The organism is Pseudomonas sp. 32A (assembly GCF_052682255.1).
In genome coordinates, this window is sequence record NZ_JBQYLY010000001.1 from 1,451,462 (window position 1) to 1,473,839 (window position 22,378).

The window sequence follows — 22,378 nt, forward strand, 5'->3', positions numbered from 1 at the left end:
TCAGATCGCCCGAGCGGCTGCAGCCTCCGGGCGACGCGACAGCAAGCTCACCACCACAAAACTCACCAGGCCCACGCCCAGGCTGTAGTAGATCGGCGTGTTGGCATCCAAACCATCCTTGATCATGAACACCAGCGCCGTCACAAAGCCCAGGGTCATGGAGGTGATCGCCCCGGACGTCGTCGCACGTTTCCAGAAAATCGCGCCGATCAGCGGGATCAACATACCGCCCACCAACAGGTTGTAAGCCAGGGTCAGTGCGCTGATTACGTCGTTTACCACCAGTGCGATGCCCAGCACGGCGATACCGGTCAGCAAGGTAAACAGGCGGTTGATCTTCAGGCTCGACTGTTTACCGCCCCGCAGGCGTGGCAGCAGGTCTTCGGTCAGTACGGTGGAGGCGGCGAGCAAGCCGGCACTGGCGGTGGACATCATCGCAGCCAGTGCGGCAGCGATTACCAGGCCGCGGATACCGTCGGGCAGCGAGACTTTGACGATGGCGGCAAACGCATTGTTGACGTTGTCCAGGTCCGGGATCAGTACATGGGCGGCCATGCCGATCAGCGCACAGGCCAGGCCGTAGAGGATGCAGTAGAAACCGGCGAATGTGCCTGCGTACTTGGCGACCTTTTCGTCACGGGCGGTGAACACCCGCTGCCAGATGTCCTGGCCGATCAGGATGCCGAAGAAGTAGATCATGAAGTAGGTGATGATGGTGTCCCAGCCGATTTCAGTGAAGCTGAAATTCGACGCGGGCAGCTTGGCCACCAGTTCATCCCAGCCGCCGACGCGGTACAGGCAGATCGGCAGCAGGATAAACATCAGGCCAACGGTCTTGATCACGAACTGCACGATGTCGGTCAGGGTCAGCGACCACATGCCGCCGATGGTCGAATACACCACCACCACGCCACCGCCTACCAATACCGAGATCCAGAACGGCAGGTCGAACAGCACTTGCAGCACGGTGCCGATGGCGAGGATCGAGGTCACGCCGATCATCAGCGCGTAGGCCAGCATGATCACCGCACTGGCCTGGCGGGCCATGGGGTTGTAGCGTTTTTCCAGGACCTGGGTCACGGTGAAGATTTTCAGCTTCAGCAGCGGCTTGGCCAGGAACAGGTTCAGCGCAATGATCCCGGCACCCAGCGCGGCGCATAGCCAGAAGCCGGAAATACCATGTACATAACCCAAGCGCACGGTGCCGACGGTAGACGCGCCGCCCAACACCGTGGCGGCCATGGTGCCCATGTACAGCGTCGGGCCAAGGTTACGGCCCGCCACCAGGTAATCTTCATGGGTCTTGGCGCGGCGCATGCCGTAGTAGCCGAGCACCAGCATGCCGGCGGCGTAGATGAGGACGACGAATAGATCTAAAGCCATGACGGCGGGTCTCCGATTATCTTTTTTATGTGGGGCTAAAGGGGGCTGTGTGGCGAGGGAGCTTGCTCCCGCTGGGCTGCGCAGCAGCCCCAATCCATTCCAGGCAATTCATCAGGCGGCCTCGCGACTGGTGCGCACTCGAACAGGAGCAAGCTCCCTCGCCACAGTCGGCCCGTAGACGGAAGCCGGTTCAGGAAAGACGCGAAGCAACGTCAGGTACACCAGCGAGGCCAGCCCAAGCGTCACCGGCAAGCTGATGTCGATGCCGTTGGCGAGGTTGCCCAGCGGCCCGACAAACTGTCCCGGCAAGTTGACGAAGCACAGGCCCACCAGCGCACTCGGGATCCAGGCCCCCAGGCCGCGCCAGTTCCAGCCATGGCTGAACCAGTAGCGCCCGCCGGTTTCGCCGCGAGTGAACACTTGCAGGTCATCCGGGCAGTAAAAGCCCCGGCGCACGATCAGGCCGATGATCATCATCACCATCCATGGGGTGGTGCAGGTGATGATCAGCACGGCGAAGGTCGACACGCTCTGCACCAGGTTGGCGGCGAAACGTCCGATAAAGATGAAGGCAATCGACATCACCCCAATCAGCAGCGTTGCCTTGACCCGCGACAGCAGGCGTGGGAACACGCTGGACATGTCCAGCCCGGTGCCATACAGCGAGGTGGTGCCGGTGGACATGCCGCCGATCACCGCGATCAGGCACACCGGCAGGAAGAACCAGCTCGGTGCCACCGCCAACAGGCCGCCGACATAGTTGTTGGATGCGATGTAGTCCGGTGCCTTGATCGCCACGATGGTCGCGGTGGCCAGGCCGAACAGGAACGGGATCAACGTCGCGATCTGCGCGAACACCACCGCCAGCATGATCCGCATCTTCGAGGTTTCCCGGGGGATGTAGCGCGACCAGTCACCGAGGAACGCCCCGAAGGAAATCGGGTTGCTCATGGCCACCAGTGCCGCACCGATAAACGCCGCCCAGAAACCGGTCTGGCCGAGGGCAACGGTGCCGGCGAAGTGACTGTCGAAAGCGGGTGCGAAGGCGAAGATGCCCAACAGGAACAGCAGGCTCGCCGCCCATACTGCAATGCGGTTGACCCACAGCATGAAGCGAAAGCCGTAGATGCACACCGTCAGTACCAGAATGGCAAACACGCCGTAGGCCAGGCCCAGGGTCAGGTCGGTTTCCGGCAAGCCCACCAGACGTTTCGCACCGCCCACCAGCGCATCGCCTGAACTCCACACCGACAGTGAGAAGAACGCGATAGCGGTCAGCAGTGACAGGAACGAGCCGACAATCCGCCCGTGCACACCAAAGTGCGCACCGGAAGACACGGCGTTATTGGTGCCATTGAGCGGGCCGAACAAGCCCATGGGCGCGAGGATCACCGCACCCACCAGCACGCCCAGCACAATCGCCCAGACGCCGGCCTGGAACGACAAGCCAAACAGCACCGGAAAGCTCCCCAGCACCGCAGTGGCAAAGGTGTTGGCACCGCCGAAAATAAGGCGAAACAAATCCTTCGGCCCGGCGGTACGTTCGTGGTCCGGGATCTGTTCGATGCCGTTGGTTTCTATGTTGCGAATACTGTTTTCGTTGTTTTTATTATTCATGATCTGCTCCGATCACATTGGCTAATGGGGCGGCAGCCCTTCCGGCATAGCGGACAAATGTTCGTGACAGGCCAGCCACAGGCCTTCTTTTTGTTGTGTGCGATCACCTTGTCGCTTGAAGACAATGGTCTCGCGTTCCTGGCTTAAGAATTGCTCCCCGTTCATGCGCAGCTCGGTGGCCACGTCATGCACAAATACCGCGACGTCACCGTGCAGGCTGACGAAAGCGTTGCTTGAGGAGCAGGACAGCACCTCAAACCCCTCGTCCCGGCGCCAGCTGTCCCACAACACCTGGTAGGCATCGCGACTCAGCAGCGGCTGGGGGAGGGTGTAGAACACGAAGCTGGCGTCGGCACTGAACGCACCGAAGTAGGCATCGCGGTCATTGCGGGCGAAGGCCGACACCAGGTCGGCCGCGGCTTTTAATACCTCGGCCTGGGCGCTCATCAGCGGTGCGCCACGCCCGGCAGTACGCAGAGCATTTCGTACAGCAGGTTGGCGCCGAGCAGCGAGGTGTTGCCGGTGGTGTCGTACGGCGGCGAAACTTCTACCAGGTCGCAACCAATCAGATCCAGGCCTTGGCAGCCACGGATGATTTCAATCGCCTGGATCGTGGTCAAGCCACCGATTTCCGGGGTGCCGGTGCCAGGCGCCCAGGCCGGGTCGATGCCGTCGATGTCGAAGCTCAGGTACACCGGGCCGCCGCCGACTTTCTCGCGCACTTCAGCCATCAAGGGGGCCAGGGAGTGGTGCCAGCATTCTTCGGCCTGGACCACACGGAAGCCCTGTTTGCGGCTCCAGTTGAAGTCTTCGGCGGTGTAGCCCTGGGCGCGCAGGCCGATTTGCACCACCCGGTCGCAATCCAGCAAGCCTTCTTCCACGGCGCGGCGGAAGGTGGTGCCGTGGGCGATTTTCTCGCCGAACATATGGTCGTTGACGTCAGCGTGGGCATCGATGTGCACCAGCCCGACCTTGCCGTGTTTCTTGTGGATCGCCCGCAGGATCGGCAGGGTGATGGTGTGGTCGCCACCCAGGGTCATCGGGATCACGTTGTGTTCGAGGATCTCGTCGTAGGCTTCTTCGATGATGCGCACGGCGTCCAGCAGGTTGAAGGTGTTGATCGCCACGTCGCCGATGTCGGCAACCGACAGCGAGTCAAACGGCGCGGCGCCGGTGGCCATGTTGTAAGGGCGGATCATCACCGATTCAGCGCGGATTTCCCGCGGCCCGAAACGGGTGCCGGCACGCAGGGAGGTGCCGATATCCAGGGGCACACCGACAAAGGCGGCGTCCAGGCCCTTGGCCGATTGCAGATGGGGAAGACGCATCATGGTGGCGATGCCGGCGAAGCGCGGCATTTCGTTGCCGCCCAGTGGTTGGTGGAAAATCTTGTCCACGGGATTGCCTCATCGTTGTGTTTATTAGAGGCCGATTCTGCGAAATGCACGGGAAGGGAAGAATCGGCAGGGGCAAATACTTAGTTCAGATTTTTCTAAACTAATGCCTGAGGTAAACTCGGTTCAAATGTGGGAGCGGGCTTGCTCGCGAATACGGTGTGTCAGTCACGGAGGGTTCGATTGATCCACCGCATTCGCGAGCAAGCCCGCTCCCACAGGTTTTATGCTTGCCTCTGGAGAGCCCATGGCCAACGCCTTGCCCGACCTGAAACTCCTGCGCATCTTCGTCAGCGTCGTGCGGCACCAGGGTTTCGCCAATGCCCAGCACGAACTCAACCTGTCGACCTCGGCCATCAGCACTTACATGAGCCAATTGGAAGCCGCGTTGGGCCTGGTGCTGTGCCATCGCGGCCGGGGCGGGTTCAGCCTGACCAGCAAGGGCGAGCTGTTCCATCAGGAAACCCTGCGCCTGCTGGGCGAGCTGGAAGGCTTCGAGCAATACGCCGCCGCGCTCAAAGGCGAACTACGCGGCACCCTGAAACTCGGCGTACTCGACTCCACCGTCAGCGACAAGGCCTTGCCGTTTGCCGAAGTGATCGGCGCCTACAGCCAGGAACACCCGGCGGTGCATTTGCACCTGTCGGTGATGAGTCCTTACGAGTTGCAGCTCGGCGTCCAGGACAATCGCCTGGACCTGGCCATCGGTGCGTTTTCCAACCGGATGAGTGGGCTGATCTACATGCCGCTGTACCGTGAACAGCACTGGCTGTATTGCAGCACCCGTCACCCGTTGTTCAACGAGCGGCGCATTCCCGAACAGGTGATCACCCAGCAACGCATGGTCGGTCGTGGTTACTGGAGCCAGGCCGAACTCGCGCGTCACGGCTTCAAGCACAGCGCAGCCACCGTGGAAAGTATGGAGGCGCAATTGATCCTGGTGCTGTCCGGCGCCTATATCGGGTACTTGCCGGAACATTACGCTCAGGCCTGGGCCGACAAGGGAGACTTGCGGGTGCTGCTGCCGGCGACCTTTGGTTACCAGGCGCCGTTCTCGATGATCATGCGCCGGGGTCGCAGCCGCGAGCCGTTGATCCAGACCTTCCGCGATTTACTCAAAGCCCAGCTCAATCAGGCCTGAAAACCCATGTCCAGACCCCAATGCCCCCGCTGCCTGCGGCCCATCACCCATTGCCTGTGCGCGCTGATCCCCAGCCTGGATAGCCGCACCCGCGTGTTGCTGTTGCAGCATCCGAGCGAGGTCAATCACGCCTTGAACACAGCGCGGTTGGCGGCGCTGGGGTTGGTGAATGCGCAGTTGGTGGTGGGGGAGGTGTTTGAGGATTTGCAGGCGTTGTTAAATCCGCCGGGGTATCAGCCGCGATTGTTATTCCCTGCCGAGGATGCACAACCGTTGCAAGCCTACACGCCATCCGACGAACCGTTGCTGCTGGTAGTGCCGGACGGCACCTGGCGCAAGGCGCGCAAGTTGCTGCACCTCAATCCGTTGTTGGCAGCATTGCCAAGAGTGACGCTGGCGGAAGGCGCCGTGTCCCGTTACCGGCTGCGCAAAGCGCCGGGCCCCGGGGCATTGTCGACGGTGGAGGCCATTGTGCAGGCGTTGCAGGTGCTTGAAGCCCCGACCTTATTTGAGCCGTTATTGAAACCATTTGAGGCGCTGATCGACGGGCAAATTGCCGCGATGGGGCAGGAAGTGTACCGACGCAACCACGGCACGCAATCTCCGTAGCAGTTGTCGAGCGCCAGCGAGGCTACGTCTGCCGCACCGCCGCTCTCGCGCCAGGCAAAGGACTGCGCCGCCCCCGACGCAGCCTCGCGGGGGCTCGACAGCTGCTACACAAAAACATCGGGTGTGTCTCACTACGTGTTTGCGGGCTCTAGATTCTGCTTATTCTATTAAGCCATAAGCACCACACTTTGCGTGATATGGCCCGCCAGCCTTTCCCGGTATGATGGTCGCCCCCGCAGTCTGGATTGCGAATACGCCATGACCTTGCAGTACCCCACCATCGCCGATTGCGTCGGCAACACCCCGCTGGTCCGCTTGCAGCGCCTGCCGGGCAATACCAGCAATACCTTGTTGCTCAAGCTCGAAGGGAATAACCCGGCCGGTTCGGTCAAGGACCGCCCGGCGTTGTCGATGATCACCCGCGCCGAGTTGCGTGGGCAGATCAAGCCCGGCGACACCCTGATCGAAGCCACCTCCGGTAATACCGGGATTGCCCTGGCCATGGCTGCGGCGATCAAGGGCTACAAGATGGTCCTGATCATGCCCGACAACGGCAGCGCCGAGCGCAAGGCGGCGATGACCGCCTATGGCGCCGAGTTGATCCTGGTCACCCAGGAAGAAGGCATGGAAGGTGCTCGCGACCTCGCCGAGCGTATGGCCGCCGAAGGCCGTGGCCTGGTGCTGGACCAGTTTGCCAACGGCGACAACCCCGAGGCGCACTACACCACCACCGGCCCGGAAATCTGGCGCCAGACCCAGGGCACCATCACTCACTTCGTGAGTTCGATGGGCACCACCGGCACCATCATGGGCAACTCGCGCTACCTCAAGGAGCAGAATCCCGAGATCCAGATCGTCGGCCTGCAACCGATGGAAGGCTCGGCGATCCCGGGGATCCGTCGTTGGCCCGAAGAGTACTTGCCGAAGATCTACAACGCCGCTCGCGTTGATCGCATCATCGACATGGCCCAGCGTGAAGCCGAAGACACCACCCGCCGGTTGGCCCGTGAAGAAGGCATCTTCTGCGGCGTGTCGTCCGGTGGTGCCGTGGCCGGGATGTTGCGCTTGTCCCAGGAGTTGGAAAACGCGGTGATCGTCGCGATCATCTGTGACCGTGGCGACCGTTACCTGTCGACCGGCATTTTCGACGCGTCCAACTGATGGCCAAGCACGAGAGAGGCCTGCGCTTCCAACCGACGGGCGGCAGCCGCGCCCCGCAGATTCCTGTAGGCAAGAAGCAGCGCCTGACCATCGAACGTCTGGCCAATGACGGCCGTGGCATCGTGTTCTTTGAAGGCCGCACCTGGTTTGTAGTGGGTGCGCTGGCCGGCGAAGAGGTGGAAGCGCGGGTGTTGGGCGCCCACGGCAAAGTGGTCGAGGCCCGCACCGAGCGCGTATTTACCGCCAGCGAACTGCGCCGTCCGGCACCCTGTGTGCACGCCGGCCGTTGCGGCGGTTGCAGCCTGCAACACTTGCCCCATGACGAACAACTTGCCCTGAAACAGCGCATGCTCGCCGAGCAATTATCCCGTGTGGCCGGTGTCGAACCCCAGGAATGGGCCGCGCCTTTGAGCGGGCCGGAATTCGGCTATCGCCGCCGCGCCCGCGTGGCCGTGCGCTGGGATGCCAAGGCGAAGAAACTTGAAGTCGGCTTTCGCGCCGTGGCCAGCCAGGACATCGTCGCCATCGACGATTGCCCGGTGCTGGTACAGGCCTTGCAGCCGATCATGCAGCGGTTGCCAAACATGCTGCGACGCTTGAGCAAACCTCAGGCGTTGGGGCACGTGGAGTTGTTCAGCGGGTCGTCGATCGCCGTGCTGTTGCGACACATGGCGCCCTTGTCCGAAGCGGACCTGACGATCCTGCAGGAATTTTGTACTTTTCATGAAGCGCAATTGTGGCTGCATGGAGAGGGTCAGCCGCAACCCTTCGAACCGGACCAGGCCTTGGGCTATCGTCTGGAACAGTGGGATCTGCAGTTGGCGTACCGCCCGGGAGACTTCGTGCAGGTCAACGCCGGGGTCAACGCGGCGATGGTCGCCCAGGCCCTGGAATGGCTGGCGCCAAAGCCCGATGAGCGGGTACTGGATTTGTTTTGTGGCTTGGGCAACTTCGCCTTGCCGCTGGCCCGCCAAGTGCGGGAAGTGGTGGCGGTGGAAGGCGTGCAGGCCATGGTGGACCGGGCGGCACACAATGCCGTCAGCAATAATTTGCATAATGTGCAGTTTTTTCAGGCCGATTTGTCTCAGCCTTTGACCGACGCGGAGTGGGCCAAACAGGGCTTTTCTGCGGTACTCTTGGACCCACCCCGCGATGGTGCCCTGGAGGCTGTGCGCAAGCTCGCTACCCTGGGGGCTGATCGCCTGGTGTATGTGTCCTGCAATCCGGCAACGCTGGCGCGGGACACGGTCGAGTTGGTCAAGCAAGGCTACCGGCTAAAACGTGCCGGGATCCTCGACATGTTTCCCCAGACGGCCCATGTCGAGGCCATGGCGTTATTTGAAGCGGGCTAGGATGCCCGTTTAATCCGACTGGCCTGCATCTCCTGGGCCTGTGACCTGCCAGGGAGCGTGCACAAGCTTTTTTTGTAAAGCAGGTCAGCGATGATTTTGACGCACTAAAAGGTGCGTCGTAGGGAAGGTAAGCAAGATGGTACAGGTGAGAGCACACCAGCCGATCAACACCGACGGCAGTATCAATCTCGAGGCATGGCTGGATCATGCCATCAGTGTCGACCCGGCACTGGACCGTGAAGCCTTGAAAGCAGCCTGCGAGTTCGCTCGTGAGTCTGAACAGCAAGACAATGCGGCCAAGAACCTGTGGGCCGAAGGCACTTCAAGCTTTCGCACCGGGTTGGAAATAGCCGAGATCCTCGCCGATCTCAAGCTCGATCAGGATTCGTTGATTGCAGCGGTGCTGTATCGCGGCGTGCGCGAAGGGCATATTCAGTTGCCCACCGTCAGCCAGCGTTTCGGCACCGTGGTGGCCAAGCTGATCGACGGCGTGCTGCGCATGGCGGCGATCAGTGCCAGCCTCAGCCCGCGCCAGTCCATGGTGCTGGGCACCCAGGGCCAGGTGGAAAACCTGCGCAAGATGCTGGTGGCGATGGTCGACGACGTACGTGTCGCCCTGATCAAGCTGGCCGAACGCACCTGCGCGATTCGTGCGGTGAAAACCGCCGACGACGAAAAGCGCAACCGCGTCGCCCGCGAGGTGTTCGACATCTACGCGCCCCTGGCCCACCGCCTGGGCATCGGCCATATCAAGTGGGAACTGGAGGACTTGTCCTTCCGTTACCTCGAACCCGATCAATACAAACAGATTGCCACGCTGCTCCATGAGCGGCGGCTGGACCGTGAGCGTTTCATCGCCGACGTGATGAGCCAGTTGCGCACGGAGTTGCAGGCCACCGGCGTTGAAGCCGACATCAGCGGCCGGGCCAAACACATCTATTCCATCTGGCGCAAAATGCAGCGCAAGGGCCTGGCCTTCAGCCAGATCTACGACGTGCGCGCCGTGCGTGTGCTGGTGCCGGAAATGCGCGACTGCTACACCGCGCTGGGTATCGTGCACACGCTGTGGCGGCACATCCCCAAGGAATTCGACGACTACATCGCCAACCCCAAGGAAAACGGTTACCGCTCGTTGCACACGGCAGTGATCGGCCCCGAGGGCAAGGTGCTGGAAGTGCAGATTCGTACCCATGCGATGCACGAAGAAGCGGAGCTGGGTGTATGCGCTCACTGGCGCTACAAGGGCACCGACGTCAAGGCCGGGTCCAACCAGTACGAAGAGAAAATCTCCTGGTTGCGCCAGGTGCTGGAATGGCACGAAGAGCTGGGCGACATCGGCGGTTTGGCCGACCAGTTGCGGGTGGACATCGAACCCGATCGGGTCTACATCTTCACCCCCGACGGCCACGCGATCGACCTGCCCAAGGGCGCCACGCCGCTGGATTTTGCCTACCGCGTGCACACCGAGATCGGCCACAACTGCCGTGGCGCGAAGATCAACGGGCGCATCGTACCGCTCAACTACAGCCTGCAGACCGGTGAACAGGTCGAGATCATCACCAGCAAGCACGGTACGCCGAGCCGCGACTGGCTGAACCCGAACCTGGGCTACATCACCACGTCCCGGGCGCGGGCGAAGATCGTCCACTGGTTCAAGTTGCAGGCGCGCGACCAGAACGTCGCCGCCGGCAAGACCTTGCTCGAACGCGAATTGGCGCGTCTTGGCCTGCCGCAGGTGGACTTCGACAAGCTGGCCGAAAAAGCCAACATGAAGATCGCCGAAGACATGTTTGCCGCCCTCGGTGCTGGCGATCTGCGCCTGGCGCAGTTGGTGAATCTGGCCCAGCAACTGGTTGAGCCGGAGCGTGGCAGCGAGCAACTGGAACTGATCCCGCGTAAAGCCACCGGCTACAAGCCCGGCAAGCGCGGCGATATCCAGATCCAGGGCGTGGGCAACCTGATGACGCAAATGGCTGGCTGCTGTCAGCCGTTGCCGGGCGACGCTATCGTCGGTTACATCACTCAGGGGCGCGGGGTGAGCATTCACCGGCAGGACTGTGCCTCGGTGTTGCAATTGGGCGGGCGCGAGCCGGAGCGGATTATCCAGGTCAGTTGGGGCCCGGTGCCGGTGTTGACCTATCCGGTGGACATCGTCATCCGTGCCTACGACCGTTCCGGCCTGCTGCGCGACGTGTCGCAGGTGCTGCTCAATGAGCGGATCAACGTGCTGGCGGTCAACACCCGCTCGAACAAAGAGGACAACACTGCGTTGATGTCCCTGACCATCGAGATTCCGGGGCTGGACGCGTTGGGTCGGTTGCTGGGGCGTATTTCCCAGTTGCCGAACATCATTGAGACCCGGCGTAATCGCACGCCCTAAATCGGGAGCGCTTTACTGTAGGAGCGAGCTTGCTCGCGAAGGAGGTCAACGATAACGCGTGCTTTCTGGATAAACGCGTCGTTGCTGAGTTTTTCGCGAGCAAGCTCGCTCCTACAGGGGGTGATAAAGAGACTGACTGATGTATTCACTTGAAGACCTGCTGCACCTGATGAACCGCCTGCGCGACCCGCAATACGGTTGCCCGTGGGACATCAAGCAAACCTACGCCACCATCGTCCCCCACACCCTGGAAGAAGCCTACGAAGTCGCCGACGCCATCGAGCGCGGGGATTTTGATCACCTGCAAGGTGAGCTGGGCGACCTGTTATTCCAGGTGGTGTATTACAGCCAGCTGGCGCGGGAAGAAGGGCGCTTTGAATTCGCCGGGGTGATCGACAGCATTACCCGCAAGTTGATTCGCCGTCACCCGCATGTGTTCCCTACGGGTGACTTGTACGCGCCGCTGGATATCCCGCAGTTAAGCGAAGAGCAGGTCAAGCAGCGCTGGGAAGAGATCAAGGCCGAGGAGCGTGCGGAAAAGTCCGACGCGCCACAGCAATTGTCCCTGCTGGATGACGTACCCACGGCCTTGCCGGCGCTGTCCCGCGCCGCCAAATTGCAAAAGCGCGCCGGGCAGGTGGGGTTCGACTGGCCGGCCGCGTTGCCGGTGGTGGATAACGTGCGCGAAGAGCTGGATGAAGTGCTGGAGGCCATGGCCGATAACGACCCGGCAGCCATCGCGGATGAGGTGGGTGACCTGCTGTTTGCGGCGGTCAACCTGGCCCGTCACCTCCAGGTCGACCCGGAAGCGGCCCTGCGTTTAGCCAACGCCAAATTCGAACGACGTTTCCGATTTATCGAACAGGCATTGCGCGAGACCCACCGTCCCATAGAAGATTGCACCCTCGAAGAGTTGGACGCCCTGTGGGGCGAAGCCAAACGCCAGGAAAAGAATCTGTCCAGCTGCGGCTGAGCCGTTGCCCAAGTGAGTAAGCACCATGAGCATTTCCCTTCGCGACCAGTTGCTCAAAGCAGGCCTGGTCAACCAAAAGCAGGCCAAGCAGGTCGGCAAAGAGAAACAGAAACAGCAGCGCCTGGTGCATAAAGGCCAGGTTGCAGCCGACGATAGCCAGGCGCGCCTGGCCATCGAAGCGCATGCCGAGAAGGTCAAGCGCGACCAGGAGTTGAACCGTCAGCAGCAGGAAAAAGCCGAGGCCAAGGCCCGCGTTGCCCAGGTCAAGCAACTGATCGAAACCTCGCGCCTGCCCAAGTTGACCACTGAGGACTACTACAACTTCGTGGACGACAAGAAGGTCAAGCGCCTGTCGGTCAACACGCTGATGCGCAACAAGCTGAGCAACGGCTCCCTGGCGATCGTGCATCACGGTGGCGGTTACGAGGTGATCCCGCGCGAAGCCGCGCTGAAGATCCAGGAGCGGGCGCCGGAGCGTATCGTCCAGATGAACGTCCTGACCGAAAGCCAGGTGCCGGATGAGGATGATCCGTACGCCGCCTACCAGATCCCTGATGACCTGATGTGGTAAGGCCTTTTGTGGCGAGGGGGCTTGTCCCCCGTTGGGGTGCGGAGCACCCCCAGGCTCCCAACCCCCAAAAACACAAACCCCGCTCAAAAGGCGGGGTTTGTGTTTTCAGATACTCCAGCTGCGTGGGGCTGGCTACCTAAAGGATTTCAGAATTTCAGGAGCTTTGCGCCTGGCGTTTCATCTCAAGGGTCTCGAGCTCGTTTTTATAATTATGAGCTTCGGTCTCGTCGTGAAACATGCCGACCAGCAGGTCTTGCTGGTGTACATCCCAGATGTGAATCCCGTGGGCTACTGCTTCATGGGACATATGTTCATCGTCGCGTTCAGTTACTTTTACAGTCATCTGCTTGCTCCAATCTCTGGTTGATCTGCGGCAAGGCGTCGCAGGCCTTTGTTATATGATTTGTTAGCTTGCTAAGTAAATAACCAGGAATTGCAACACACCTTTACAGAAATGGAAGTAATCGCCCGAGCCTACGGAAACCGCGACATTGCGTCGCAGGGCGCTGAGTTATATGACAAAAGTTTCATGTTGGCGTCAGGCGACAGGCGAAAAAAAGCCCCGCATGCGCGAGGCTCTTTCACTGTGCTGAGGATCAGCTGCCTTTGACAGCCTTGCCGTCAACGGTACCGTCTTGCAGCATGATGTTGTATTCCTTGCCGTCGGTCTCGACCTGGCGCAGGGCAACCAGGATGCCGCCCCAGTCCTTGGCAAACCACATTTGGGTAATGCGTTTGCTTTGAGTCGGGTCACGCACGCGCTCGACCTTGATTGCATCGATGGAGCCGGCTTTGGTCTGGACCTTTTCCGGGCCGATCACGCGGAAGTCGTAGGTATCGACATCAGTGCCTTCGACGACGTTGTAGCTCATGCTTTTCTTGCCGGCTGCCACATCGCGCTGCAGTGCCAACTGGTAGGTCGACTTATCGAGCATGCCGCTTTGAAGGGCCACGTTGACCGGGTCCTTGTTTTCAAAACCGGTGACTTTCTTGGCCGTCTGATCGAAGTCGAGGTTGATCTTCTTCGTCTTGCCCAGGCCGCCGCGTTCGAAGGTGTAGCTCACCGGCTGCAGGGCATCGTTGTCGAAGCGAATCACGCTGGTTTCAGTCAGGCTGGCGATCATCATCGAAGCCTTGAAATTCAAGGTCCAGCTGCCGTTGTCATTTTTGGTCAGGCTGCGTTCTGCCGAACCACTCATGGGCAACTGTTTCCAGTCGGCGGTGTAGCTGGCGGAGAAAGGGTGAAGGTCTGCCGCTTGCACGGCAGGCAGGGCGAACAGCGCAAAGGCGAAGAGCAGGGCGCGACGCATAAAGTCTCCTAGGTTCGAATCAAGTGGCCGCTGGCCGCAAGTAACTGACCGTCCAATAATGCACCGTGGTCGCCAAGAATCAACCGCCCCTCAGCGAACCAGCGAACAGCCAGCGGGTAAATCCTGTGTTCCTGGGTGTGAACCCGTTGCGCAAGTGTCTGCGCAGAGTCCTCAGACTCTACCGGAACTACTGCCTGTACGACCAGAGGCCCGCCATCGAGTTCCTCGGTAACAAAGTGCACGCTGCAGCCGTGCTCGGTGTCGCCGGCCTCAAGGGCACGCTGGTGGGTGTGTAACCCTTTGTATTTGGGCAGCAGGGACGGGTGGATATTCAGCAGGCGCCCGTTGTAGTGGCGCACGAAGTCAGCGCTGAGAATGCGCATGAAGCCGGCCAGTACCACGAGTTTGGGATTGAAGGCGTCGATCAGTTCGATCAAGGCGCTGTCGAAGGCCTCGCGGCCTTCGAAAGCCTTGTGATCCAGGGAGCGGGTGTCGATACCCGCGTCCCTGGCGCGTTGCAGGCCGTAGGCGTCGCTGCGGTTGGAGATCACCGCAGCGATGCGCACCGGGCTGTCGCCGGTGCGCGTGCTATCGATCAGGGCCTGCAAGTTACTGCCGGTGCCGGAGAGCAGCACCACGACATCACAGGTTGCAGGCATCAGTGCGCCTTAAGGTTCTTCAGTTCAACCTGAGCCGCGCCTTCAGGAGCGGTGGCGATCTGACCGATGACCCAAGGCTGCTCGCCGGCTTCACGCAGGACGTTCAGCGCGGTTTCAACGTGCTCTTGAGCCACGCAGATGACCATACCCACGCCGCAGTTCAGCACGCGGTGCATCTCGGTTTCGTTGACGTTGCCTTTCTCTTGCAGCCAGTCGAAGACTGCCGGGCGCTGCCAGCTGGCGACGTCGACAATCGCCTGGGCGCCTTTAGGCAGTACGCGCGGAATGTTGTCCAGCAGGCCGCCACCGGTGATGTGGGCCATGGCCTTGACGGCGCCGGTGTCCTTGATCAGCTTGAGCAGCGGCTTCACGTAGATGCGGGTCGGGGCCATCAGCAGGTCGGTCAAAGGCTTGCCGTCGAGCTGGATGGTTTCGATGTCGGCACCGGACACTTCGATGATCTTGCGGATCAGCGAGTAGCCGTTGGAGTGCGGGCCGGACGATGGCAGGGCCAGCAGGGCGTCACCGGCAGCGACTTTGGAGCCGTCGATGATTTCGGATTTTTCGACAACGCCGACGCAGAAACCGGCCAGGTCGTAGTCTTCGCCTTCGTACATGCCTGGCATTTCAGCGGTTTCACCACCGACCAGGGAGCAGCCGGACAGTTCGCAGCCAGCGCCAATGCCGGTAACCACTTGGGTCGCGGTCTCGACGTTGAGCTTGCCGGTGGCGTAGTAGTCAAGGAAGAACAGCGGCTCGGCGCCACACACCACCAGGTCGTTGACGCACATGGCAACCAGGTCGATGCCGATGCTGTCGTGCTTGTTCAGGTTCAGTGCCAGGCGCAGCTTGGTGCCCACACCGTCGGTGCCGGAGACCAATACAGGCTGCTTGTAGCCGGCCGGGATCTCGCAGAGGGCGCCAAAACCGCCCAGGCCGCCCATGACTTCGGGGCGCGCAGTGCGCTTGGCGACGCTCTTGATGCGTTCGACCAATGCTTCACCGGCGTCGATGTCTACACCGGCGTCCTTGTAGCTCAGGGAGGGTTGCTTGCTCATGATCCAGGCCTTTAGGGGGGATTCAGGGGTAACGACCGAATGCGGCGGGAATACCGAAACCTGAAGTTTCAGCATGGCCTGCCATTGACGGTCTGCGAAGGCGCGCGATTTTATCAGGCTTGAGGGGCAGCGGCCATCCTCGGGCCGACGGGCTGGGGCAATAGCTGTTAAAAAAATCGCTAATCGGCTCGGTCACGGGCCGTATTAAGGTATAGCCTTTAACTCGCTATCGTTATGACAGTACAAAAACTTACCGAGGCCCTGTGAATGTTTTGCCGGTCGCTGTGGTCACAGCCTTGCTCAACAGTGTTCACGCGGTCTGTTCCAACCGCTTATTTGTCGTTCGGGAATCTTCTTTCATGGGTCTGAGTAAATATTTTTTTGTAGGCTGCTTGTCGTTGGTCAGCCTGGCGAGTCATGCCGAAACCCTCAATGGCCTTTATCAAGTGCTGGAGCCAGTCAGCAGCCAATCTCCCCAGGAGCGTGACCAGGCTACCCAGCGTGCCCTGCAAACCCTGGTGATCCGCCTGACCGGCGACGCCAAGGCCGCCGATGGCCCGGGCCTGGCGGCGATTCGCAAGGACCCGCAACAGATCATCAGCCAATACGGCTACGACGCCGGCCCTCCGGAAAGCCTGCAAGTGGATTTCGACCCCGTCAGTACCGATCGCGCCTTGCGTGGTGCGGGCCTGGCGCTGTGGGGCAGCAATCGGCCGTCGATCCTCGGTTGGTGGTTGAACGACTCCGTCGACGGCAGCAGCCTGGTGGGTGATGGCCAGGCCGTCGCCCAACCGCTGCGTCGCGCGGCCCAGCACCGTGGTTTGCCTTTGCGCCTGCCGCTGGGTGACCTGGACGAACAAATCGTCGCCACTGCCCCGAATCTTGAAAGCCCCGACGCCACGCCGCTGCGTGCCGCGTCCGAACGTTACGGCGCCGACGCCTTGCTGGCGGTGCATGCCCGCGAAGACGGCGGCCAATGGTCGGCCAAATGGCGCCTGTGGCTGGGGGATAAAAGCGAGCAGGGCACCGCCACCGGTACTGACACCGCTGCGCTGGCCGACGCCGTGCTGCTGGCTGTCAGCGAACGCCTGGCACCGCGCTTTGCGGTCAAGGCCGGTGCTTCCACCAGCGATCAGTTGCTGGAAGTGCAGGGCATGAACCTGGAGCATTACGCCGCCCTGGGTCATTTGCTGGAGCCGTTTGGGGCCCAGCCGGTGCGGGTGGATGGCAGTCGTATCGTCTATCGTGTGAATGGCAGCGCCGAGCAGTTGCGCACCCAGTTGAGCCTGGCCAAGTTGCAGGAAATCCCGGCGGGTGAAGCGCCGGCTCCGCAGCCGGTGGTGGAAGGCGCGCAACCGGCACCGGTCGAGCCGACGCCGCAGCTACGTTTTCATTGGTAAGCGGTCTTCCTTCTTATATAGAAGCAGGAAGCAAATAATAGAGGGAGTGGTTTATGGCGGATACGCGTCGTTGGGTGTGGCTTGGCGGGATTGTCCTGCTGTGCGTTTTTGTGTTCCTGCTGCATTCGATCCTGACGCCGTTCCTGGTCGCGTTACTGCTGGCCTACCTGTTCGATCCCGTGGTGGATCGCCTGGAAAAGATCGGCCTGTCCCGTACCTGGGGCGTGGTGGCGGTGTTTGCGTTGTTCACCTTGATCATCACGGCGTTGGTGTTGGTGCTGGTGCCGATGCTGGCCAAGCAGTTGTTCAAGCTCTATGAACTGGCGCCGCAGATGCTCGACTGGCTGCAACACACGGCCATGCCGTGGGCGCAGGCCAAGCTGGGGCTGGCAGACGGGTTCTGGAAGTTTGACAAGGTCAAGGCCGCCATCAGCGAGCACATGGGCCAGACCACTGACATCGTCGGCGTGGTGTTGAGCCAGGCGACGGCTTCGAGCCTGGCGCTGATTGGTTGGCTGACCAACCTGGTGCTGATCCCGGTAGTGGCGTTCTACCTGCTGCGGGACTGGGACATCATGATGGCCAAAATCCGCGGCCTGCTGCCGCGGGACCGCGAGGAGCGCATCGTCTCCCTGGCCGGAGAGTGTCATGAGGTGCTCGGCGCCTTCGTCCGTGGCCAGTTGCTGGTAATGCTGGCGCTGGGGATCATCTATGCGGCGGGGCTGATGGCTATCGGCCTGGAGCTGGGGTTGTTGATCGGCCTGATCGCCGGTTTGGCGGCCATCGTGCCGTACATGGGCTTTGTGATCGGGATTGGTGCGGCGCTGGTGGCCGGGCTGTTCCAGTTCCACGGCGACCTGTACCCGATGCTCGGGATTGTCGCGGTGTTCATGGTCGGCCAGGCCCTGGAAGGCATGGTGCTGACGCCGTTGCTGGTGGGGGACCGGATCGGTCTGCACCCAGTGGCAGTGATCTTTGCGATCCTGGCGGGCGGCGAGTTGTTCGGCTTCACCGGCATCCTGCTGGCGCTGCCGGTGGCGGCGGTGATCATGGTGCTGGTGCGCCATGTGCACGACCTGTACAAGGACTCGGACATGTACGCCGGGGTCGAGGATCCGGAGTTATAACCGCATCATCACAAACCCGGCTCAAGGCCGGGTTTGTCGTTTATCGGCTCTGGCGTTTCGCCATTGCGTCAAACAATCTTCACCAAATCCAACAAGTTAACGCAAACCTTTGATTTTGCTTGTGGTCTGCTGCATTGTGCGCCCGGCGTCACGGGTATAAACTTTGCAAACTTTACACAGAGGTCACTAACGGTTCGATTGGAGCCGTTCAGTCAGCATGAAACCGATTCAGCTGCCCCTAGGTGTGCGTCTGCGTGACGACGCTACCTTTATCAATTACTACCCAGGCGCCAATGCCGCTGCACTCGGCTATGTCGAGCGGCTCTGCGAAGCCGACGCCGGGTGGACCGAAAGCCTGATCTACCTCTGGGGCAAGCATGGCGTGGGGCGTACCCACTTGTTACAGGCCGCTTGCCTGCGCTTCGAGCAGATGGGGGAGCCGGCAGTTTACTTGCCGCTGGCGGAGCTGCTGGACCGTGGTATCGAGATCCTCGACAACCTTGAGCAATACGAACTGGTTTGTCTGGACGACTTGCACGCGGTAGCGGGGCGGGCGGATTGGGAAGAGGCGCTGTTCCATCTGTTCAACCGCTTGCGTGACAGTGGCCGGCGTTTGTTGATTGCCGCGTCCACCTCGCCACGTGAGTTGCCGGTGAAGCTGGCCGACTTGAAGTCGCGGCTGACCCTGGCGCTGATCTTCCAGATGCGCCCGTTGTCCGACGAAGACAAACTGCGTGCCCTGCAACTGCGTGCGTCTCGCCGCGGGTTGCACCTGACCGACGAGGTCGGGCATTTTATCCTCACTCGCGGCACCCGCAGCATGAGTGCACTGTTCGACTTGCTCGAACAGCTCGATCAGGCCTCCTTGCAGGCCCAGCGCAAGCTGACCATCCCCTTCCTGAAGGAAACCCTCGGCTGGTAGCCAGCCCTTTGAAATCGCGGCTTTCGGCAAATTCCAGGCGCCAGAAAACCTGCATTTGAGCCATTTTGGCCATGCAAATGGGGGCTATAGGGTGTTAAGGGCTTAGATGTCATAGTTCAAACAAGAAGTCACATAGATCACGATTGAATTTGCAAATCGATGTGATAGAAGGCATAGTCTCGGCTTCTTTACACATCAGCCACGGTCGTGCCCATGCTAAATCGCTTCGCACCCCTCGTGCCTCTCGCACTCGTTACCCTGTTGTTTGGTTGCGCCACCCACACTCAAAACGTGGCTGAGCAGCAAAAACCAGCACAACAGTCCCAGGCAAAATTCGTTGCGTCGCAGTCTTCCACTGTTTACCAGGAAGAAATCGCAACTGAAAAAGAACTCGCCGACTTCGCCGGCAGCAAGCCTTACCAGCTTCCAGTTCTGGCCGACAGCATTCTCGAACGTGGCATGTCCCTGATCGGTACCCGTTACCGTTTCGGCGGTACCTCTGAAGCCGGTTTCGACTGCAGCGGTTTCATCGGCTACCTGTTCCGCGAGGAAGCCGGCATGAATCTGCCGCGTTCCACCCGCGAAATGATCAACGTGGATGCACCGTTGGTCGCGCGGAACAACCTCAAACCCGGTGATCTGCTTTTCTTTAGTACGGCTGGTCGCGGTCGTGTCAGTCACGCCGGTATCTACCTGGGCGACAACCAGTTTATCCACTCCAGCAGCCGCCGCAGCGGTGGTGTGCGAGTCGACAACCTGGGTGACAGCTACTGGAGCAAAACCTTCATCGAAGCCAAGCGCGCCCTGGCGATGGCCCCGACTACCGTTACCGCTAGCAAGTAAAGTTAAAGTGATACTTGAAGTTTGACGTGTAAGCGCTAGAATCCCTGGACATTGTTGTAAATCGACCGCGCGAGCTTTGCTTGCGCGTTCTGTTTTTCAACGTTCGGCAGCGAAAGCCGCATCCAGATCAGGATTGTTCTGCCCATGTCGACCTCGGCCCGCCTAATTCTTCTTGTTTGCGCCGCGCTGCTCAGCGCCTGCGCAAGCCGTCCTCCGCCTGCGCCCGTGGCCGTCAAGCCCAAGCCGGTGTTCAATACCTACGCCACCCAGAATTTTTCGCCTGCGGCCGAAGACGTGCTCTTTCGTGCGCTGGGCCTGGTCGGCACGCCTTACCGTTGGGGCGGCAACACGCCGGACTCGGGGTTTGATTGCAGTGGCTTGATCGGTTTCGTCTACCGTGACGCGGCGGGCATCTCTCTGCCGCGCACCACCCGCGAGCTGATCGTGATGCGCGCCCAGGACGTGAGCGAAAACAACCTGCAGACCGGCGACCTGATTTTCTTCGCCACCGGTGGCGGCTCGCAGGTCAGCCACGCCGGGATCTACGTGGGTGAAGGCCGCTTTGTGCATGCGCCGCAAACCGGCGGTACGGTGAAGCTGGACACGCTGTCCAAAGCCTATTGGCAAAATGCCTACCTGAGCGCCAAGCGTGTGTTACCACCCGAGCACCTGGCACGAAACCCCTAGGAAAACACGAAACCCAATGTGGGAGTGGGCTTGCTCGCGAATGCAGTGTGTCAGTCACCTGGTTGTCGGCTGATCCACCGTATTCGCGAGCAAGCCCGCTCCCACATTTGTTTTGCGGTGTTTGCGAAGTGGGCTATTTAGCCGCCGACACCCGCCACACCTTGTTCCCCACATCATCTGCCACCAACAAATCCCCCTGCTTGTCGATCACCACGCCGACCGGGCGGCCCATAGCTTTCTCATCGCTGTTGAGGAAGCCGGTCAGCACATCCACCGGCTGGCCTTTTGGCTTGCCTGCCTCAAACGGCACGAAGATCACCTTGTAGCCACTGTGGGGCTTGCGGTTCCACGAACCGTGTTGGCCGATAAACGCGCCATTGCTGAATTGCGCCGGTAACTTGCTGCCATCAGCAAAGGTCAGTCCCAGCGAGGCTGTGTGCGGGCCGACTGCATAATCCGGGGCAATCGCCTTGGCCACCAGGTCAAGGTTCTGCGGTGTGACCCGCACATCCACGTGCTGCCCGTAGTAACTGAATGGCCACCCGTAGAAGGCGCCATCCTTGACCGAGGTGATGTAGTCCGGCACCAGATCGCTGCCGATTTCATCGCGCTCGTTGACGGCCGTCCATAACGCGCCGCTTTGCGGTTCCCAGGCCATGCCGTTGGGGTTGCGCAGGCCGGAGGCGAAGATGCGGTGTTGGCCGGTGGCGCGATCCACTTCCCAGATCGCGGCCCGGCCTTGTTCCGCTTCCAGGCCATTTTCCCCGACGTTGCTGTTGGAGCCCACGCTGACGTACAGCTTGCTGCCGTCCTTGCTGGCGATCACGTTCTTGGTCCAGTGATGGTTAATGCTGCCGCCCGGCAAGTCGGTGACGGTGGTGCCGGCGTCCTTGATCGAGGTTTCCCCTGGCTGATAAGGGAAGCGCAGCAATTTGTCCGAATCGGCGACATACAGGTCATTGCCCACCAGCGTCATGCCGAACGGCGAGTTCAGGTTCTCCAGGAACACCGTACGGGTTTCGGCCACGCCGTCGTGGTCGGCGTCCCGCAGCAGGGTAATGCGGTTCGGGCTCGGCACGCCGGCCCCGGCACGGCCCATGACTTTCTCCATCACCCAGCCACGAATGCCCTTGGCATCATCCGGCTTGGGCGGTGCGTTGGTTTCCGCCACCAGCACGTCGCCATTGGGCAGCACGTACAGCCAGCGTGGGTGATCCAGGCCTTCGGCAAACGCGGCCACCTGGGTGCCTGCGGCCGGAGTTGGCTTGACGCCTTCGGGCCAGCCGATGGCCGGGGCGATGTTCACCGTGGGGATCAGGGTTTTATTCGGCTCCGGCAGTTTGGGCGAGGGCCCGGTGCCGTCGGACACCTGAAGGGTCGAGCTTTCACCACAGGCGGCGAGGGTGCCGGCGACCATGATCAGTAGGGCAAGTCGGGTCTTGTGCATGGTTTTCTCCTTAATACCTGTAGTGGTAGAGGAGCGCAGCGGCCCGATGGTTCACGCGCATGTCCGGCTTTAATTGACGCTCCACCCCCAACCCACTAACCTTCGCGGCTTGTTTCAGGTGCTCTGTGGCGTACGCGCCGACTGAGTGAAACAGGGAAGCCGGTGAGTGAGCGCATTTTTCTACAGTGCCGCCACGATTCCGGCGCTGCCCCCGCAACGGTAAATGAGTCAAGACGGTGCCTTAAGCCACTGTATCGCCCGCGATATGGGAAGGCGCACCCTCGGCATCCCATGCCACTCATGAGCCCGGAGACCGGCCTGATCCATCCAACAGCATCACGGTG

21 protein-coding genes and 1 riboswitch are annotated in these 22,378 nt (G+C 60.9%); of the genes, 12 read left to right on the plus strand and 9 right to left on the minus strand.

Annotated elements, in window-relative coordinates:
* The 4 genes from ACUN0G_RS06665 to speB all read right to left on the minus strand — a co-directional run bounded on the left by ACUN0G_RS06665 (position 1) and on the right by speB (position 4,397).
* Positions 1–1,383, minus strand: coding sequence for a sodium:solute symporter (locus ACUN0G_RS06665; protein ID WP_445572959.1), 1,383 nt, complete (start codon positions 1,381–1,383; stop codon positions 1–3).
* Positions 1,384–1,494: 111 nt separating this feature from the next.
* The gene (locus tag ACUN0G_RS06670; RefSeq protein WP_445572960.1) at positions 1,495–3,000 is read right to left on the minus strand and encodes a purine-cytosine permease family protein; all 1,506 of its coding nucleotides are present in this window, start codon (positions 2,998–3,000) and stop codon (positions 1,495–1,497) included.
* Positions 3,001–3,021: 21 nt separating this feature from the next.
* Positions 3,022–3,447 carry a YybH family protein gene (locus ACUN0G_RS06675; RefSeq protein WP_445572961.1) on the minus strand — a complete coding sequence of 142 codons (426 nt, stop codon included), beginning with the start codon at positions 3,445–3,447 and terminating at the stop codon, positions 3,022–3,024.
* A complete protein-coding gene (gene speB / locus ACUN0G_RS06680) occupies positions 3,447–4,397 on the minus strand; it encodes an agmatinase (RefSeq protein WP_003210733.1) in 951 nt (316 codons plus the stop codon). Before speB ends, ACUN0G_RS06675 begins: the two co-directional genes overlap by 1 nt.
* A 244-nt stretch (positions 4,398–4,641) precedes the next feature.
* Here speB and ACUN0G_RS06685 point away from each other — a divergent pair, with 244 nt between their 5' ends.
* The 7 genes from ACUN0G_RS06685 (at position 4,642) to ACUN0G_RS06715 (ending at position 12,581) form a co-directional block, all read left to right on the plus strand.
* Positions 4,642–5,535, plus strand: coding sequence for a LysR family transcriptional regulator (locus ACUN0G_RS06685; protein ID WP_003210734.1), 894 nt, complete (start codon positions 4,642–4,644; stop codon positions 5,533–5,535).
* 6 nt (positions 5,536–5,541) lie between these two features.
* Entirely contained in the window at positions 5,542–6,144 is a 603-nt protein-coding gene (locus ACUN0G_RS06690) for a tRNA-uridine aminocarboxypropyltransferase (RefSeq protein WP_445572962.1), read from the plus strand.
* A 258-nt stretch (positions 6,145–6,402) separates the two neighbouring features.
* The gene (cysM, locus tag ACUN0G_RS06695; protein ID WP_445572963.1) at positions 6,403–7,305 is read left to right on the plus strand and encodes a cysteine synthase CysM; all 903 of its coding nucleotides are present in this window, start codon (positions 6,403–6,405) and stop codon (positions 7,303–7,305) included.
* Entirely contained in the window at positions 7,305–8,657 is a 1,353-nt protein-coding gene (gene rlmD / locus ACUN0G_RS06700; RefSeq protein WP_421552363.1) for a 23S rRNA (uracil(1939)-C(5))-methyltransferase RlmD, read from the plus strand. The genes cysM and rlmD overlap by 1 nt, the downstream gene beginning before the upstream one ends.
* Positions 8,658–8,793: 136 nt before the next feature.
* Positions 8,794–11,037, plus strand: coding sequence for a GTP diphosphokinase (gene relA / locus ACUN0G_RS06705; RefSeq protein WP_010176475.1), 2,244 nt, complete (start codon positions 8,794–8,796; stop codon positions 11,035–11,037).
* A gap of 139 nt (positions 11,038–11,176) precedes the next feature.
* On the plus strand, positions 11,177–12,010 hold the full coding sequence (gene mazG / locus ACUN0G_RS06710) for a nucleoside triphosphate pyrophosphohydrolase (protein WP_445572964.1): 834 nt from the start codon (positions 11,177–11,179) through the stop codon (positions 12,008–12,010).
* A 25-nt stretch (positions 12,011–12,035) separates the two neighbouring features.
* On the plus strand, positions 12,036–12,581 hold the full coding sequence (locus tag ACUN0G_RS06715) for a DUF2058 domain-containing protein (RefSeq protein WP_017479129.1): 546 nt from the start codon (positions 12,036–12,038) through the stop codon (positions 12,579–12,581).
* Positions 12,582–12,735: 154 nt separating this feature from the next.
* On the opposite strand, the gene ACUN0G_RS06720 is transcribed toward ACUN0G_RS06715, so the two are convergent.
* From ACUN0G_RS06720 to purM, 4 genes are all read right to left on the minus strand, one after another.
* Positions 12,736–12,924: a hypothetical protein gene (locus tag ACUN0G_RS06720; protein WP_008438187.1), complete on the minus strand. Its 189-nt coding sequence runs from the start codon at positions 12,922–12,924 to the stop codon at positions 12,736–12,738.
* Between the two features lie 253 nt (positions 12,925–13,177).
* Entirely contained in the window at positions 13,178–13,891 is a 714-nt protein-coding gene (locus tag ACUN0G_RS06725; RefSeq protein ID WP_258344272.1) for a DUF3108 domain-containing protein, read from the minus strand.
* An 8-nt stretch (positions 13,892–13,899) separates the two neighbouring features.
* Entirely contained in the window at positions 13,900–14,550 is a 651-nt protein-coding gene (purN, locus tag ACUN0G_RS06730; RefSeq protein ID WP_063032450.1) for a phosphoribosylglycinamide formyltransferase, read from the minus strand.
* Entirely contained in the window at positions 14,550–15,608 is a 1,059-nt protein-coding gene (gene purM / locus ACUN0G_RS06735) for a phosphoribosylformylglycinamidine cyclo-ligase (protein WP_063032448.1), read from the minus strand. Before purM ends, purN begins: the two co-directional genes overlap by 1 nt.
* Positions 15,609–15,967: 359 nt before the next feature.
* On the opposite strand from purM, the gene ACUN0G_RS06740 reads away from it, so the two are divergent.
* The 5 genes from ACUN0G_RS06740 to ACUN0G_RS06760 all read left to right on the plus strand — a co-directional run bounded on the left by ACUN0G_RS06740 (position 15,968) and on the right by ACUN0G_RS06760 (position 20,587).
* Positions 15,968–17,008 (plus strand): DUF2066 domain-containing protein, encoded by a 1,041-nt coding sequence (locus tag ACUN0G_RS06740; RefSeq protein ID WP_421525002.1) that lies wholly within the window; start codon positions 15,968–15,970, stop codon positions 17,006–17,008.
* A 53-nt stretch (positions 17,009–17,061) separates the two neighbouring features.
* Positions 17,062–18,135 (plus strand): AI-2E family transporter, encoded by a 1,074-nt coding sequence (locus ACUN0G_RS06745; protein ID WP_076014750.1) that lies wholly within the window; start codon positions 17,062–17,064, stop codon positions 18,133–18,135.
* Between the two features lie 217 nt (positions 18,136–18,352).
* Positions 18,353–19,057, plus strand: coding sequence for a DnaA regulatory inactivator Hda (hda, locus tag ACUN0G_RS06750; protein WP_076014749.1), 705 nt, complete (start codon positions 18,353–18,355; stop codon positions 19,055–19,057).
* A gap of 213 nt (positions 19,058–19,270) precedes the next feature.
* Positions 19,271–19,900, plus strand: coding sequence for a C40 family peptidase (locus ACUN0G_RS06755; RefSeq protein WP_258344275.1), 630 nt, complete (start codon positions 19,271–19,273; stop codon positions 19,898–19,900).
* A gap of 144 nt (positions 19,901–20,044) precedes the next feature.
* Positions 20,045–20,587 (plus strand): C40 family peptidase, encoded by a 543-nt coding sequence (locus ACUN0G_RS06760; protein WP_445572965.1) that lies wholly within the window; start codon positions 20,045–20,047, stop codon positions 20,585–20,587.
* 133 nt (positions 20,588–20,720) lie between these two features.
* On the opposite strand, the gene ACUN0G_RS06765 is transcribed toward ACUN0G_RS06760, so the two are convergent.
* A complete protein-coding gene (locus tag ACUN0G_RS06765) occupies positions 20,721–22,034 on the minus strand; it encodes a PQQ-dependent sugar dehydrogenase (protein WP_258344278.1) in 1,314 nt (437 codons plus the stop codon).
* A gap of 99 nt (positions 22,035–22,133) precedes the next feature.
* Positions 22,134–22,370, plus strand: a riboswitch (cobalamin riboswitch).
* Positions 22,371–22,378 lie beyond the last annotated feature (8 nt).